Source organism: Desulfovibrio sp. TomC, assembly GCF_000801335.2.
Taxonomy (GTDB): domain Bacteria; phylum Desulfobacterota; class Desulfovibrionia; order Desulfovibrionales; family Desulfovibrionaceae; genus Solidesulfovibrio.
Map to the genome: position 1 here is coordinate 338,029 of NZ_JSEH01000001.1, position 15,277 is coordinate 353,305.

Here is a 15,277-nt window from a genome sequence, read left to right on the forward strand (position 1 = left end):
CCTTTTTGAAAAAAGGGGTTTCCTCCCCCAGACCCCCACCTTCCCCAAAAACTTTTCATGGGGGGTTAGGTGCTCTTGTACGAACACCAGGTGTTGCTTGAAAGTGGAGCGTTGGAGGCATGCGGCGTTTGCATCAATACCGGGCGAATTGCCAGCCAGCCCCAAGAATCCCTTGAAAACCGTTGCCCATCAAGGGGGTCCGGGGGGGATTATCCCCCCCGGCCGCCGGAGGCTCTCTTCTCCCTCGCCTCCGCTGCCATACAGCCGCAGCGTCGCCTGTCCCGGCAGGTTGGCCACGCCGTGGTGGGTGAGCTGCACCGGGGTGGTGTCGCGGCTGCGGAAGGTCACCAGAAAATCACCGGCCCGGGTCAGGATGGAAATGACGGTGGTGCGGCTTTCCAGCTCCTGGTGGGACAGGCTGGCCCGGCGGTCGAAGTCTTCGCGGCTTATGGCGGAAAACCCAAGATTGAAGGTATATTCGCCCGGGGCCAGATCGAGTTTTACGTCAAAGCGCACCCGCAGGCTGCTGCCGGCCGGGGTCAGGGTCGGGTGGTCGCTGTCAAATTGCAGGGTGTTCTTGCCAAACACGATGACGCGCTTGTCGTTTATGAGTTCGACGCCGGCCACGGCCACTTCCAGGTCGTGGTACACGGCGTAGCGGCAAAAAATCGAAAGGGTTTCGCCCTGTTCGAAACTGCGGCAGGGCTGGCCCGAGGCGTCGCAGATGGCCACGTGGGTGCAGCCGGCCCAGTCGTTTTCAGCGGCGGCAACCTGGGAGAGATCGACAAAGGCTTCCGAGGCGGGCCAGGGATCATTGGCTTGGGCCTCGGGCGGCAGCTCGAGACTGCGCATGACCTCGCCAAGATTGGCCGGGTCATAGCCGCCGTCGCCCACCATGTAGCGTTTGACCGCAGCCGCCGCATCGCCCAGATAGGTCACCCGGCCGCGCTCGAGCATGAGGCCCCGGTGACAGAACTGGGCCACGTCGTTCATGGCATGGGAGACGAGCACCACCACCGTGCCGCGGGAAAGGAGTCCCTCCAGGCGCTTATAGCACTTCTGGCGAAAAAAAACGTCGCCAACGGCTAACGCCTCGTCGATGATGAGCACATCGGGGTTGAGGCTCGTGGTCACGGCAAAGGCCAGACGCAAAAACATGCCGCTGGAATAGGTCTTGACCGGCTGGTCGAAATGCGCCCCGATGTCGGCAAAGGCGGCGATCTCGTCCAAACACTCGGTGACTGTGGCCCGGGGGATGCCGAGCACGGCAGCGTTGACGAAGACGTTTTGGCGGCCGGTGAATTCCGGTTTGAAGCCCGACCCAAGCTCCAAAAGGGCTGTGGTCCGCTCGGGCAGGACCACCTCGCCGCTGGTCGGCTCCAGCACGCCGGCCAGAATTTGCAGCAACGTCGATTTGCCGGCCCCGTTCTTGCCGATAATGCCGAAGGCTTCGCCCGGGCCGACCTCGAAGGACACGTCGCGAAGCGCCCAATGCTCCCGGAAAAGCGGCTTGCCGCCCGGGAAGAGCATCTGGCGCAGCCGGTCCTGAGGCCGGGCGTACAATTCGTACATTTTGGACACGCCCCGGGCGGCGATGATCGGGGCGTCAGACGGCATCGGCGAACAGCCTCTTGATATTGATAAAAAACGTATAGCCGGCCAGCATCACCCCGGCGGAAACCAGGGTCACCCAACCGAAGGCCGGCCAGTCGGGCATCTGGCCGTAGATGATGGTGCGCCGCAGGTGGTCAACCACCGGATGGAGCGGATTCAGGGCCAACAGGGCCCGGTACGGCTCAGGCACGGCGGTGAGCGGATAGAGAATGGGGGTGGCGAAAAAGAGCAGCTGCACGGCCACGCCCACGATATTGCCGAGATCTTTGAGAAAAACGCCGACCGGGGCGAGCAGCCAGCACATGCCAAGGGTCAGCATGCCAAGGGGCAGATAGGCCAGTGGGGCAAAAAGCGCCGTGGCCGGCAGGCGGCCCGTGGTGACAAGCACCCCAAGGGCCACCAGGGCAAGACTGACCAGGGATTCGAGCACGGCGGCCAGAATGACGCCAACCGGCAGGATTTCCAAGGGGAAAAGAACTTTTTTGATAAAATTGACGTTTTCCGACAAAAGCCTTGGCGCACGGTTGAGACTCCCGGCAAAGACCTCGAAGGCCGCCAGCCCGGCAAAGAGAATCAGCGCATAACCGGCCACCCCGCCATCGCCGCCGCCGGCCCAGGTTGGCTTAAAAACGACCGAAAAGACAAACGTATAGACGGCCAGGGTGGCCAGCGGCGAGACCAGACTCCACAGTACGCCGAGCTGCGCCCCGTGGTAGCGGGAGGAGAACTCGATGCGGGCGAAGGTGGCCAGCACTTCCCGGCGCTGCCAGAAGGCGCGGACAAAGGCCATGGGGTTTAGGCCTGCCAGCAGACCGGACCATAACGATCCGGCCCGGGGCCGCCGCACGACCATGGCTTTGGGTGGTACATACATGGAGCCGGTTGCATATTCGATCGAATTGACGCATGTCAACGCATCCGCTCCACCCCCCGAACTTAGAAGCCGCTTTGGACGTCCCATGCGCATCACTATAGACGCCAGTTCCCTATCCTATCCCAAGCGCACCGGCATCGGCCGCTGTCTGGAATCCATCCTGCCCCATCTGGCGTCTTTGGCCGCCGGCCGCGACGACATCACCCTGGTTTCGGGCCAGCCCATCGTCAATGCCACGGCCCTGGCCCTGCTGGAATCCGGCAGTCTGCACGCCGCCACGGTCAACGTGCCCTCGCTCTATGGCTGGCAGCAGACCGGCATGGCCTGGCAGATCCGCCAAGCCCGGGCCGACGTCCACTACGCCCCGGACGGCCTGCTGCCGCTGGGCTTTATTGGCCGGTCGGTCGGGGTGGTCAACGATATTTTATGGAAACGCCTGCCTAAGACCCTGCCCTGGCATATCCGGCTGGTTTTTGCCCTGCGCCAAAAGGCCAGTCTGGCGCGACTGACCATCCCGCTTTCGCTTTCAGCCTTTACCCGGCGCGAACTGTTGCGCCTCTACGGCCCCATGGCCACCCGCACCCGGCCGACGGATCTTTGCGCCGTGGACCAGCACCGCTTCCGCCCGGCAACGGCTGACGACGCCCCGGCCCTGGCCGATTTTCGCGTCCGGCACGGTCTGCCCGAGAATTATATCGTGTGCGTCGGCAATCTCCTGCCGCACAAGAATCTGGCCGTGGCCTTGCAGGCCATGGCCCGGCTGCCGGACGCTATTGCGCCAGTCCTGGCCGTGGTCGGCTACGGCGACGCGGCAACCCTGGCCGCTGCCGCGCCCCCGGAACTGGCTCCCGGGCGCGTGCGCTGCCTGGGCTACCTGTCCGACGAAGACGTGGCCCTGGCCTACCGGGCGGCATCGGTGTTTGTCTTCCCGTCGCGCTACGAAGGCTTTGGCCTGCCTATGCTCGAAGCCATGGCCAGCGGCACGCCGGTAGTCTACGCCGACGCCGCCTCGCTGCCGGAAGCGGCCGGCGTGGCCGGACTGATGTTTGCCCCGGACGACGCCGACGCCCTGGCTGTGTGCCTCACCCGGCTGGCCGGTGATGCTGCCTTGCGCTGCCGCCAGATTGCCCTGGGCCTGGACCGGGCCGCAGCCTTTTCCTGGGAGGCCTGCGCAGTGAGCGTCTACGAGGCCCTTATCGAGGCCTCGGGCCACAGCCCCAAACGGCCCAAGGTCAGCATCGTCACCCCGTCGTATAACCAGGCCGGTTATCTGCCCCAGACCCTTCAGAGCGTGGCGGATCAGAAAGACGTTTGCGTCGAGCACATTGTTCTCGACGGCGGTTCCACTGACGCCACCCCCGACATCCTGCGCCGCTGGAACGACCGGCTGGCCTTCTGGCGCTCGGCCCCGGACGCCGGGCAGACCGCAGCCCTGGCCGAAGGCTTTGCCCGGGCCACAGGCGAGGTCATGGGCTGGCTCAATTCCGATGATCATCTTTGGTCCGATGACGTCCTGGCGGCCGTGGCCGAAGCGTTTGCCCGTCATCCCGATGCGGTTATGGTCACTGGCGATACCGTCCTGACCGACGCCGACGGCCGTCCGGTCATGATCGACATGGTGCTGGCCCCCTCGGCCCGGCAGATGCGCCACACCATGGCCGTGGCCCAACAGTCCACCTTTTTCCGCAAGGACGCCTATCTGGCTGCCGGCGGTATGGACACGGCCTTTTCCTACTGCATGGATTTCGATCTGTTCGAGCGCATAAGCCGCCAGGGACGGATCGTACGCATCCCCAAGGTCCTGGCGAGCTTCCGGCTCCACGAATCGGCCAAGACCGCCACCTGGCAGGACGTCTTTCGCCGCGATGTCCACACCTGTCAGCACCGCTACGGCCAGGGGCCGCTCCATGAACTGACCATCAAGCTCGTGACCATGGAGGTGCGCCTGGGTTCGGTCCTGGCCCAGCTCGGAGCCGTCATTACGGGGCGCAAGCTTCCGAGCCACGTCAACTGCCGCCTGGAACCCCTGCGCGCCTATGCCCGCAACAAGCACCGTCTGGCCGGATAAAGCATGCGCATCGCCATAAACGCCCGCACCCTGGCCTATCCGTCCGGCGGCCCCAAAGAATATCTCATCAGTCTGGTCCATGCCCTGCTGGCCCTGGATTCCGGCCACGAACTGGTGCTCTATTACCCCGACGCCCGCCACCTGGGCACATTTCCCGGGACCACGGAACTCGTGCTGCCGGTGGGCAACCGTCTGGCCTATGACTGGCTGGCCCTGCCGTTGGCCCTTCGCCGCCGGCCGTGCGACGTGGCCCTTTTCCCCTCGTCCAACATGCCGCCCGGCATCCCCTGCCCGGCTGTGGTCACCATGCTGGACCTCGGTTATTTCCACCCCACGCTTCGCATGTACCGGTCGGCGGATACCGCCTACATGCGTCTGGCCATCCGCTACAGCGCCCGGCGCGCCAAGCGGCTGCTGGCCATCTCCGAGTACACCCGCCGCGACGTGCTGCGCCTGACCAAGGCCCGGCCCGAACAGGTGCTCACCACCCATCTGGCCTGCGACCCCCTCTACAAAACGCCGGTGGACGCCGCTGCTCTGGCTGCCTTTCGCCGCAGCCGGGGGCTTGAACGCGAGTTCATTCTCTACAGCGGCAACATCTCGCCGCGCAAAAATCTGCCCACCCTGCTCGCCGCCTACGCCCGCATGGCCGATCTCGTCCCCTGCGATCTGGTCCTGACCGGCGGTCTGGCCTGGAGCGAGGATTTCGACGTCCTGGTGCGCGAGGCCGGCCTGACCGAGCGGGTGCGCCGGCTGGGCCATGTGCCCAGGCACGAAATGCCGCTTTTATATCGCAGCGCCAGCGCCCTGGCCTTCCCCTCGCTCTTTGAGGGCTTTGGCCTGCCCATCCTGGAGGCTCAGGCCTGCGGCCTGCCCGTGGCCTGCGCCGATGCCGCCTCCCTGCCGGAAGTGGCCGGCCAAGGGGCGCTGTTGGTCGATCCGACGTCTGTGGACGCCTGGATCGTGGCGCTCACCCGCATCGTTACGGACGATGCACTGCGCCGGGCGCTTGTCCAAGCAGGCAGGGCCAACGAAGCCCGCTTCACCTGGGAGCGCACTGCCCGTCAGACCCTCGACGCCCTGGTCGCCGCCGCCGGTTGAGGCGACCGGGTTGCAAGTGTCCGGGTACCGGTTGCGGGCCTTTTTGGTTTACGGTATGAACAGTATCGAAATACGTCCGTTTTCCAGGCCGCAGCGTCGGTCACGTTCCATAGTCGACTTGAGAAAAAGGAGAAATAGCCATGAGCAAGAAACGCATTGTCGTCATCGGCGGCACGGCTGCCGGTCCCAAAGCTGCGGCCCGGGCCAAACGCCTGGACCAGTCGGCCGAGGTCACGCTGCTGCAAAAGGCCCCGGAACTGTCCATGGCCTCTTGCGGTTATCCCTATTACGTGGCCGGCAGCGTCGGGCAACGCGACATGCTCCTCGCCACCCCGGCCGGCGTTGTCCGCGATCCGGCCTTTTTCGCCGGGGCCAAGGGCGTAGCCGCCCTGGTCGGCACGGAAGTCACCGCCATCGATCGCGCTGCCCGCACCGTCGCCTGGAAGCGCGCCGCCACCGGCGAGACCGGACATCTGCCCTATGACAAGCTTATCCTGACCACCGGGTCGGTGCCCAAAGTACCGCCTATTCCTGGCCGGGAGTTGGCCGGGGTGACCACTCTGTCGAGTCTGGCCGACGCTGACGGACTGCGGGCCATTGCAGCTGCCTCCAAGGGCGGGCAGGCCGTGATTGTCGGCGGCGGGTTGATCGGCATGGAAACCTGCGAAGCATTGGTTGCGGCCGGCATGGCTGTCACCGTGGTCGAGGCCCTGCCCCATATCTTGAGCTTTCTCGATCCCGAACTGGCGCTGTTGGTGGAAAAGCACGCCCGGGCCAAAGGTGCCACCATTGTCACCGGCGTTGGCATAAGCGGAATCCTCGGCCAAGACGGCAAGGTCACGGGCGTGCGCCTGGCCGATGGCCGGGAGCTGCCGTGCTCGCTGGTGGTCATGGCCATTGGCGTCGCCCCCAACGTGGCCTTGGCCAAGGCGGCCGGCCTGACCATTGGCGCAACCGGCGGCATTGCCGTCGACGTCCACATGCGCACCTCCGACCCGGACATCTACGCTGCCGGCGACTGCGTGGAAGTCCAAAATCGCCTCACCGGCAAGCCCATGCTGGCTCCTTATGGCGATCTGGCCAACCTCGAAGGCCGGGTGGCCGGGGAAAACGCGGTGCTTGGCGACAAGGCGACCTTTCCCGGAACCATCGGCAGCGGCATCTGCAAGGTATTTGATTTTGCCGCCGCCTCGACCGGCCTGTCCGAACGCCGGGCCAAAGAAGCCGGATTTGAAGTGGTGACGGCCGTCAATGCCAGCCCGGATATTCCGGGTTTCATGGGAGCTAAGCCCATTGTTTCCAAAATCGTGGCCGAGGCCGGCACCGGGCGCATTCTCGGTTTTGCCTGCGTCGGGGCTGGCAACGTCAACCGGCAGGCGGCGGAAATGGCCATGGCCATCCTGGGCGGCCTCACCGTCGATGCCGTGGCCATGGCCGATCTGCCCTATGCCCCGCCCTATTCCCTGGCCATTGACCACGCCATCGCCACGGCGCACATCGTCCAGAACAAGATGCGGGGGCTCATGCAGGGGCAGTCGAGCGTTGCGGTCAAGGCCCGGCTCGACGCCGGCGAGACGCCGTTTTTGCTCGACGTTCGCGGCCCCAAGGAATTCGAGGAGATGCGTCTGGGCCTGGGCGAGACGCTTTTGCCGCTGGGGCAACTGCGAAAGCGCCTGGGAGAGCTGCCGGCCGACAAGAACACACCCATTGTGACTTACTGCAAGGTGTCCATGCGCGGCTACGAGGCCGAAAGCGTCCTGGAAGCGGCCGGTTACACCAACGTAACGGTCATGGAAGGCGGGCTGGTGGCCTGGCCGTTTGGCCTGGAGAAGTAACAGCTATATTTTTTATCAAGCGCGGTTGCCTATGGTACGTCGGCAACCGCGTTTGAAATTGACCAAAAATGAAGCAAAGTTATACGCCACAACACAGGGACAGAAATGCAACAGTGTAAAACCATTAACTTATTAACCACGAAAACCAGACACAAACATCCAACTATTATTAAAATGCTCTACTAGGTATTTTGCTGAACCTTGTCTCTAATTTTCAAAGCAAAAGTTGCAGTATCATCATTTTTGCACCGCTTATTCTCTGCCGTTTTTTTGATTACACATTCTATCTTCGCTCTTTGAACATCAGTTAATATGGTATTATTCTCTCTCAGATCAAGCATAACGATTTGATTGATCGCCATCAGCAGTCTATAAACAGTCTTTAACCGAAAATTACGCAAATCGTCTTGCGATACAATATTATCGAGTAAATTTAGTACACCGTCAACTGCATGAATCTGGGGTCTAACATGCAAAGCACATGCGGCTCCAAATGCCAGAGCCTGATCATCTGTGTTTTCTAAGCCAGAAAAAAGAAAGTCAATCGAGGCAAGCCCTTTTGCTTTACTTTTCAATAAGGATGCTAACTTATCTAGCTCTTTTGTTTCGGCATTTGGGTTAAACCGTGAACATGTCTTCAAATAATCATCTTCCATGCCAATATATATTGATTTAAACTTATCAAGTTCTTGTTTTGTTGCATCGACAGTCTCCTTTAACTCTCGAAATTTCGCTTCAAAATCGCCAAATTTTATACTTTCAAAACATTTTTGGACCCAAGGGGATATCCACCGAGAGACCCAAGGCAAGATAGCAACACACAATAAAACAAGACTTATCATGTCTAGCTTGAATAAATTATAGACATGCAATGTTACTAAAACCATACAAGCCAGAGAGAAAAATATTTTTATTTCCTTTGACATTCCATGAACCCCTTTTCAAAATCGACTATGCAATCATTGTATTCGATATCAATACTAATCCAACAAATAAATAGCATCAACATTCAAATCAATATATATAGAAAACAATTTTTATACTACCACAATACATTTTCAATAATCTCAACACTAGGACCGAGTAATCATGCTATGCAAAACACGGGCAGCCAAAACGATTTCTTCAAATATTTCATACCTATTAAAACATCACATTAGATTACGAGAAGCGACGCAAATCCATTGCGACCGCTACTGAGGCGTAAGGAACTTTTTCCCTGTGACCTGATGAGAAAATCTATCACAAACTTCCAAACAACTACAATCGGAAACATCACTTTTCCGGAGCCGCGCCATGAAAAGCTATCGCAAGGAACTGTGGTTCAATGTCCCGTCGCGTCGCGGGTTTGTGAACATCACCCAGGAGGTGCAGGACGCAATTGACGCTTCCGGCATCGCGGAAGGCCTGTGTCTGGTCAACGCCATGCACATCACCGCCTCGGTGTTTATAAACGACGACGAATCCGGCCTGCACCACGACTACGAGGTCTGGCTGGAAAAGCTCGCCCCCCACGAGCCGGTCTCCGGCTATCGCCACAACGTCGGCGAGGATAATGCCGACGCCCACATGAAGCGCCAGATCATGGGCCGGGAAGTCGTCGTAGCCGTGACCGAAGGCCGCCTCGACTTCGGTACCTGGGAACGCATTTTTTACGGCGAGTTCGACGGCCGACGCAAAAAACGGGTACTGGTCAAGATCATCGGCGAGTAGTTGTCTGATGTGGTCTGCCCGGCGACGGCCGGCAAGTGACGCTGCGCCGGCTTGTCCAATGCGGCAACAGGCAGTATGGTCAGGAAACATCGTTTACTCTCTGACCTGGGCTGCGGCAGCGCTGAAGCCTGCCTCGACCAAGACGCCGCACCGCCCGAAGGAACAGGCAAATGCCCTTTTCCGATATCCCCACGGAACGCTTGCTCCGCTTTCGCGAACTGCTTGGCCTCTCGGATCTGTCGGAAAACCCGCTGGCCCGCTGGGCCGAGGTCCTGGGGGCGACGCCTGACGACTTTGCCGACCGCATCCAGGGGTTCGTTAAGGAAGCGCCGCAGTTGCGCATCATCCAGGACAATCTGCCGGACCCGGCCAAGTTGCGGCGCAACTGGGCCGAATGGTTTGCCGGGCTTTTCCGCCAGGGCCTTGGCGAGGAACTCCTCACCCGGCTGTGGCGCAGCGGCCAGGCCCATGTGGCCTACAACGTGGACCACCGGCTGATCAGCATGGCCTATGCCCTGGCTCGGGCCTACCTGCACGAAAGGGTCGCGGCCAGCCTGCCTGCAGCCGACGCGCCCGGGGCGCTGCGCTCCATTGACGCCTTGATCGATTTCAGCCTGCTGGTCGAAACCGACGCCTATGTGACCTTCGCCACCCGGTGCGAACTGGATGTCATCCAGGGCATCGCCCATCAGGTGCGAAACCCCATCGCAGTCATCGGCGGCCAGGCCAGACGGCTTCTCCGTCTGCGCGGCCAGGACGCCGACGTGGCCGAAGCGGCGCAAATCGTGCTGGAGGAAGCCGGCCGGCTGGACGCCCTGGCCCGCTCCGTGACCCGGTACATGGACGTGACCGACCGCGAGCCGGTCACCGAGGCCACGATGCTGACGCCGATCCTGCACACGGTCCTGGCCCGGATTGCCGCCCTGCCCGACCGGCCCAAGGCCGTTCTTAACGTGGCCGTCGCGCCCGAGGCCGACCGGCTGGCCGTGGCCCCGGCCGACCTCGACGCCCTGCTCACCGCCCTGCTCGACAACGCGGTGCGCTACGCCGCGCCCGGCGACCCGCGCGTGACCGTTCGCTGCCAGCCAAGCGAAGGTCGCCCGGGATTTGCCAAACTGACCATCGACAACACCGGCCAGACGCTCAGCGCCGAAGAACTGACCCGGATTTTCAGCCCCTTTCACTCCACCGATCCCATGGCCACGGGCATGGGACTGGCCATGGCCAAGGCCATCACCCGCAAGTATTCCGGCGGCATCGCCATGGGACTGCTGTCCGGGGGAACGCGGTGCGTCGTGACCCTGCCCCAGGCCCCGGCCGCCACGGCCTGAGGCCGACCACCGGGCCTGATCGTCTTCGCCGGTCTTGCTCTCGCCCCGGGCCAAGCGGCGTTTTGCCCGGGGCGCTCCAGCTTATTTGGCGCTGGCGTAGAGCGTCTTGATCGATTCCCCGAGCTTTTGGGCCAGGGGCGAAGCGGCCATGCGGTCCATGACCACCTCGATGTAGGCTCCCGTGCCGCAGGTCTCGGCCTTGGCCAGGGCCTGCTCCAGTTCGGCATTGGTGGTCACCTTGGCGCAGTACCAATCGGTCAGGCCAAAGGCCGCCGGCAATTGGGCGTAGTTCCAGGGAGCCAGATCGTTGTAGGAACTCAGGGGATTTTTGCACAACAACCGTTCGATCAGATACCCGTCGTTGTTGAGGCAAAAGACGATGGGCTTCAAGCCGTGCATGCCGAACTGGCCCAGTTCCTGGGCCGTCATCTGGTGCGAACCTTCGCCGGTAAAAAGCAGCGTGCGGCGCTCGGGCGCGGCCAGGGCGGCCCCAAACGAAGCCGGCGTGGCCCAGCCTATGGCTCCCCACAGGGTCTGGTTGAAAAACTCCGCCCCCTGAGGCATCAGCGCAAACCCAAGCCCCATGGACACCGTGCCGGTCTCGGCCATGACCACGTCGCCCGGTCGCAAGAACTGCTCCCAGCGCGGATAGAGATAATCCGGAGTGATGGGATCGCCGGGCGCGCCCTTGGGCTGGCCCAGTCCCTTGGCCCGGGGGCCGGAGGCCGGCTTGTGGGGCAACACCCGGGCCAGACCGGCCAAAACGTCGCGCATCTCCACATGGGCAAAAACGGCATGGCCCACCCGCACCTCGTGCTGCATGACCGCAATCATGCGGCTGGGATCGATGTGGGCGGTAAAGGCCCCGGTGTTGAAATCGCTCCACTGCGCCCCGAGGTTGAGCACGCAGTCGCAGCCTTCCACGAAGTCGCGCACCTCGGGATTCATGATGCGGCCGTCATAGAGCCCGATGTAGCTGGGATGCGTCTCATCCAGGGCGGTCTTGTCCATGAACATGGTGGCATAGGGCAGACCGGTGCGGGTAAGCAGTTCATGGGCCGCGCTGCGAAGGCCAAGTCGGGCGATGAGATAGCCGGCCAGGACCACGGTCGAGCCGGCGGCGGTGATTTTTTCAACAATGGCCTCTATGGCCGCAGCCAGAACCGGCGGATTGCTGACCGGAGCCTCAGGGGCGCAGACGTACTGTCCGGGCAGAGGCTTGTCGGCCTGATCCTGGGGCAGGGCCATGTAGACCGGCCGGTTGCGGGCAATGGCCGCCTCGATGCAGCGCTCGATCTGGCAGGCGGCGTTTTCGGCGGTCAAAATGGCGCTGGCGCAGACCACAGGCTTGGTCATGGTGGAAAAGGCGTCGAACAGACCGTCGCCCAGGGTGTGGTGGACGATGCGCCGGGATTGCTGGGTGGAAATAGACGGCATCCCGACCAAATGAAAGACCGGCAAATGCTCGGTATAGGAGCCGGCCACGCCGCACAGGGCGGAGAGCTCGCCCACGCCGTAGGTGGTGCACAGGGCGGCGCGTCCTTTGATGCGGGCATAGCCGTCGGCGGCATAGGCCGCGTTGAGTTCATTGGTGCAGCCGATCCAGCGCATGTCGGGATCGTTGTCAATGGCGTCGTTTAAGGCGAAGGCAAAATCGCCCGGCACCCCGAATACGTCGGTGATGCCGATTTCCTTGAGCCGGGCGATGAGCAGTTCGATGACGGTTTGTTGCATGGGGAAGCCTCCGAAGCAGTCTCTCTGGCGTTTTTGATGCAAAATCGGATTTGGAAGCGCGACAGGCAAAAACCAAATCAAACTCTTCGCCAGCTTACACGCAGCCAACCGATTAGGCAACGCTGCGGGCGCGCAATCACGACAGCTGCACCGTGGACAGACAGGGGAAAATATGTTGGCATAAACACAACGCTGACCACAATGCCGGCCCCGGGAGGATGCCATGCCCATCGATCTCAAATGCTACGCCACCCTGGCCCCGCTGACTCCCGGCAATGCCGGCGAGTTTCCCATCGTTGACGGCGAAACCGTCCTTGAACTGGCCGCGCGCCTGGCCATTCCCCACGAGGAAATCAAGATCGTGTTCGTCAACGGCGTGACCGTCGAGCTGGACCACGTTCTGCACGACGGCGACCGGGTGGGCATCTTTCCGCCGGTTGGCGGCGGTTGATCCGTCTCCCAGCGCAATCAGTAGCGGGGCTGGTCGTCCAGCCACAGCGCATAGGCGTCAAGGCCGGAGTCGGCCATACGCTGGTTGTTGGCCCGCCACCGTTCGGCCAGTCCCGGCGGCAGACCCGGGTCGCAGGCCGCAAATTCCGGGCATTCAAAGCAAAACGAAACGCCCCTGGCCACTACGCAATCCTTGACCCGGCACTCGGCCAGCAGACAGTGCCCGGTCCGACAGCCTGAGCACCCGCCCTGGCCCAGTCTGACCAGGATACGGTCAAAGTCCGGGTAGGCGGCAAAGACCGGATCGAGTTCGGCGAAAAACGCCGCCCGTCGGCCAAAACCGCCAAGTTCCCGGGCCAGTTCCCGGGCCTGCCGACCGATGGGACTGGCAGGATTGTCCAGACAACGGCCACAGTCCAGGCCGCAGGGAGCGATGCGCTGCAGAAACTCTTCGCGGGGCATGTCGGTTCTCCTTGACCATCTGCCGCAATTCCCGGCGGCCTCAACGCCACACCACCAGACAAACCAAAAAGACGACACCGGCAACCACCGGCATGGTCAGACGCCGCCGCCGGCCAAAAAGCCGGCCAACCCCCAGACACGCCGCCGTCGGAACCAGGAAACACAGGCCGACCTTGGCGATGATCGGCAGTCCCGTTGTAACCAGGGCATATTGCAAAACGATGAGCAGCGGGAAATGCAGGAGATAAAGGTCAAAGGAGGCCGCGTCCAGTCCGGGCCGTTGCCACAGCGACTGCGGCCCGGTTCGAGCCAGGGCTGCGGCCAGCAGGCCCATGACGGCCAGAGCGAATCCGGTGCGGGCCAGCCCATGGGCGACAAGGAACCCGCCGGCCAGGAGACCGCCGGCCAGGGCCGCCACCCGACTGGCCACCATGGCCACAAGCAGAACCACAGTGCCCAGGCTCCAGACCCAAAGGCATCCCGGAAGAGCATGCTTCACGAACCAGCCATGCTTCCAGGCCACCAGGCCAAGCAGGAAAAAGCCGATATATTGGGGAACGCGGGCGGGCTGAAAAGCCAGGAACGGTCCCAGTCTGACCCAGGCTGCGTCCGACCAAAAAAACTGGCCCAGCCCGGCGGCCACACCAACCACGAGGGCCAGGACAGCAAACCGCCCCCAGCCCGCCCCGCTTCCCTCAATGCGTCGGGCCAACACCGACCCGGCAACGCACCCCACTGCGGCCAGCCCCAGGCAGAAAAGAAACAGCAAGGCCAGATACCACAGATGGTACGGCCAGACCAAATCCCTGGCGGCCGCCGGAGCCTGCATCCCGGAGAAGTACAGCCAGCGCCAGTCGGCAAGCGAAGGCAACATGGCCAGCCAATGCGCGAAAAAGCCCTCTGTTCCGCCTTTGTCCCGGTAATCGACGTAGGCAATGACCGGGCAGTAAAACAGCGTCAGGCCGATGAGCGGCACAAGCAGCCGCCAAGCCTTGCCGACCACAAAGCCGGCCACGCCGCGACGCCGAAGCGACGGCAGGGCGAAATACCCGGACACGGCAAAGAGCAGCGGCATGGCGAACCCGTCGGCGACGGACAACAGAATATCAATCAGCCGACTCCTGGCCGGATCGCTCACATACCACCAGGGGACCACGGTGCTGTAGGCTACGCCGGCATGGAGAGCCACCACGGCCAACACGCCGACCAAGCGCAGGCCATCCAGAGTTGCGATACGTCCGTGAAAGGCTGTCTGTGTCTTCATATGCTGCCTCCATCCAGGGACGCACGCACCGCAGCCAGTCCGGCCAGGGAAAAGCGGCAGCAGTGCTCGGCCAGCTCGACCCAGTGTTCGGTCATGGGTGGATGCGCAGGCACAATGTGTTGCAGTGTCGGCCACAGCAGCGCCTGATACAGGGCTGGACCAAGGACACTTGCCATGCAGGCCACCAGGACCGACACAGGAACGCCCTGGCCGAGGAAATCAGCCATAAGCTGTAGCATGGCCAAAGTCTGGGGCCGACTATGACGCTCCAGCATCTCACCGAAAAAGGGGGTCGGATTGGCCAGCTCCATCACCCAGAGATGTAAAAAGGCGTCACTGGCCTCACCGTGGGCAAAAAGCGTCTGGCAATAGACCTTGAGCAGCAGTCGCAGCCGATCCTCGGCCGAGGTTGCGGCGCCCTCCGCCAGTCTCTGGCGCAACCGGCGGTCGCCTTCAGTAAAGAGCACCGCCAGGACGGCCTGGTACAGCTTATCCTTGCCGCCGTAATAGTACTGCACGGCATTGAGGTTGGCCCCACCAGCCGCCTGGCAGATGTCGCGCACGGTCGCGCCTTTGTAGCCCTTGGCGGCAAAAGTTCGCAGCGCCGCCCAGAACAGCCGTTCCTTGACTCCGCTTGGTTCTTCGGCCATAGCGCCTCCTAAACATTTGTATTAAACATTTGTTTAGAGGAAGGTGTCAACAATCCCGGGCGGCGTCAAGTCCACTTGCCCGAACCACCCTGACTGGCCCAGATTTTCCGGAAGAAAAAAAGCAGACCTTGCAAGCCACCCTTTGGGACTTAATTATTGACTGGACAAGGATGATTTTATC

The 15,277-nt window shown here is 62.0% G+C and carries 13 protein-coding genes; 6 read left to right on the top strand and 7 right to left on the bottom strand.

The features are described from left to right. Positions 1-189: 189 nt before the first annotated feature. Together NY78_RS01590 and NY78_RS01595 are read right to left on the bottom strand one after the other, a co-directional pair. The gene (locus NY78_RS01590) at positions 190-1,617 is read right to left on the bottom strand and encodes an ABC transporter ATP-binding protein (protein ID WP_043630761.1); all 1,428 of its coding nucleotides are present in this window, start codon (positions 1,615-1,617) and stop codon (positions 190-192) included. Then, entirely contained in the window at positions 1,607-2,488 is an 882-nt protein-coding gene (locus NY78_RS01595) for an ABC transporter permease (RefSeq protein WP_231583684.1), read from the bottom strand. The genes NY78_RS01590 and NY78_RS01595 overlap by 11 nt, the downstream gene beginning before the upstream one ends. Positions 2,489-2,573: 85 nt before the next feature. Here NY78_RS01595 and NY78_RS01600 point away from each other — a divergent pair, with 85 nt between their 5' ends. The 3 genes from NY78_RS01600 (at position 2,574) to NY78_RS01610 (ending at position 7,492) form a co-directional block, all read left to right on the top strand. Then, entirely contained in the window at positions 2,574-4,556 is a 1,983-nt protein-coding gene (locus NY78_RS01600) for a glycosyltransferase (protein ID WP_043630763.1), read from the top strand. Positions 4,557-4,559: 3 nt separating this feature from the next. Continuing rightward, complete coding sequence (locus NY78_RS01605) at positions 4,560-5,657, top strand: glycosyltransferase family 4 protein (RefSeq protein WP_043630765.1); 1,098 nt, start codon at positions 4,560-4,562, stop codon at positions 5,655-5,657. A 140-nt stretch (positions 5,658-5,797) separates the two neighbouring features. Next, positions 5,798-7,492, top strand: a complete 1,695-nt coding sequence (locus tag NY78_RS01610; RefSeq protein ID WP_043630767.1) for an FAD-dependent oxidoreductase — start codon at positions 5,798-5,800, stop codon at positions 7,490-7,492. A gap of 182 nt (positions 7,493-7,674) precedes the next feature. Here the strand turns inward: NY78_RS01610 and NY78_RS23420 are convergent, their stop codons facing one another. Further along, entirely contained in the window at positions 7,675-8,418 is a 744-nt protein-coding gene (locus tag NY78_RS23420) for a hypothetical protein (RefSeq protein ID WP_197084184.1), read from the bottom strand. A gap of 370 nt (positions 8,419-8,788) precedes the next feature. Here NY78_RS23420 and NY78_RS01615 point away from each other — a divergent pair, with 370 nt between their 5' ends. Both NY78_RS01615 and NY78_RS01620 read left to right on the top strand, forming a co-directional pair. After that, complete coding sequence (locus NY78_RS01615; protein WP_043630769.1) at positions 8,789-9,205, top strand: secondary thiamine-phosphate synthase enzyme YjbQ; 417 nt, start codon at positions 8,789-8,791, stop codon at positions 9,203-9,205. Between the two features lie 170 nt (positions 9,206-9,375). Continuing rightward, positions 9,376-10,536 carry a sensor histidine kinase gene (locus NY78_RS01620; RefSeq protein ID WP_043630771.1) on the top strand — a complete coding sequence of 387 codons (1,161 nt, stop codon included), beginning with the start codon at positions 9,376-9,378 and terminating at the stop codon, positions 10,534-10,536. An 81-nt stretch (positions 10,537-10,617) separates the two neighbouring features. Here NY78_RS01620 and NY78_RS01625 read toward each other — a convergent pair whose 3' ends face one another. Continuing rightward, positions 10,618-12,270, bottom strand: coding sequence for an alpha-keto acid decarboxylase family protein (locus tag NY78_RS01625; protein WP_043630773.1), 1,653 nt, complete (start codon positions 12,268-12,270; stop codon positions 10,618-10,620). A 223-nt stretch (positions 12,271-12,493) separates the two neighbouring features. On the opposite strand from NY78_RS01625, the gene NY78_RS01630 reads away from it, so the two are divergent. Further along, the gene (locus NY78_RS01630; RefSeq protein ID WP_043630775.1) at positions 12,494-12,721 is read left to right on the top strand and encodes a MoaD/ThiS family protein; all 228 of its coding nucleotides are present in this window, start codon (positions 12,494-12,496) and stop codon (positions 12,719-12,721) included. 17 nt (positions 12,722-12,738) lie between these two features. On the opposite strand, the gene NY78_RS01635 is transcribed toward NY78_RS01630, so the two are convergent. Genes NY78_RS01635 through NY78_RS01645 form a run of 3 tightly spaced genes read right to left on the bottom strand, consistent with a single transcriptional unit; the run spans position 12,739 to position 15,096 of the window. Next, the gene (locus NY78_RS01635; RefSeq protein WP_043630776.1) at positions 12,739-13,182 is read right to left on the bottom strand and encodes a DUF3795 domain-containing protein; all 444 of its coding nucleotides are present in this window, start codon (positions 13,180-13,182) and stop codon (positions 12,739-12,741) included. A gap of 40 nt (positions 13,183-13,222) precedes the next feature. After that, on the bottom strand, positions 13,223-14,446 hold the full coding sequence (locus NY78_RS01640) for an acyltransferase family protein (protein WP_047959968.1): 1,224 nt from the start codon (positions 14,444-14,446) through the stop codon (positions 13,223-13,225). Beyond that, positions 14,443-15,096, bottom strand: coding sequence for a TetR/AcrR family transcriptional regulator (locus NY78_RS01645; RefSeq protein ID WP_043630778.1), 654 nt, complete (start codon positions 15,094-15,096; stop codon positions 14,443-14,445). The genes NY78_RS01640 and NY78_RS01645 overlap by 4 nt, the downstream gene beginning before the upstream one ends. Positions 15,097-15,277: the final 181 nt, after the last annotated feature.

Coding starts and splice junctions, on each gene's coding strand:
- NY78_RS01590 (WP_043630761.1), bottom strand. CDS start 1,617: ATGCCGTCTGACGCCCCGATCATCGCCGCCCGGGGCGTGTCCAAAATG.
- NY78_RS01595 (WP_231583684.1), bottom strand. CDS start 2,488: ATGTATGTACCACCCAAAGCCATGGTCGTGCGGCGGCCCCGGGCCGGA.
- NY78_RS01600 (WP_043630763.1), top strand. CDS start 2,574: ATGCGCATCACTATAGACGCCAGTTCCCTATCCTATCCCAAGCGCACC.
- NY78_RS01605 (WP_043630765.1), top strand. CDS start 4,560: ATGCGCATCGCCATAAACGCCCGCACCCTGGCCTATCCGTCCGGCGGC.
- NY78_RS01610 (WP_043630767.1), top strand. CDS start 5,798: ATGAGCAAGAAACGCATTGTCGTCATCGGCGGCACGGCTGCCGGTCCC.
- NY78_RS23420 (WP_197084184.1), bottom strand. CDS start 8,418: ATGTCAAAGGAAATAAAAATATTTTTCTCTCTGGCTTGTATGGTTTTA.
- NY78_RS01615 (WP_043630769.1), top strand. CDS start 8,789: ATGAAAAGCTATCGCAAGGAACTGTGGTTCAATGTCCCGTCGCGTCGC.
- NY78_RS01620 (WP_043630771.1), top strand. CDS start 9,376: ATGCCCTTTTCCGATATCCCCACGGAACGCTTGCTCCGCTTTCGCGAA.
- NY78_RS01625 (WP_043630773.1), bottom strand. CDS start 12,270: ATGCAACAAACCGTCATCGAACTGCTCATCGCCCGGCTCAAGGAAATC.
- NY78_RS01630 (WP_043630775.1), top strand. CDS start 12,494: ATGCCCATCGATCTCAAATGCTACGCCACCCTGGCCCCGCTGACTCCC.
- NY78_RS01635 (WP_043630776.1), bottom strand. CDS start 13,182: ATGCCCCGCGAAGAGTTTCTGCAGCGCATCGCTCCCTGCGGCCTGGAC.
- NY78_RS01640 (WP_047959968.1), bottom strand. CDS start 14,446: ATGAAGACACAGACAGCCTTTCACGGACGTATCGCAACTCTGGATGGC.
- NY78_RS01645 (WP_043630778.1), bottom strand. CDS start 15,096: ATGGCCGAAGAACCAAGCGGAGTCAAGGAACGGCTGTTCTGGGCGGCG.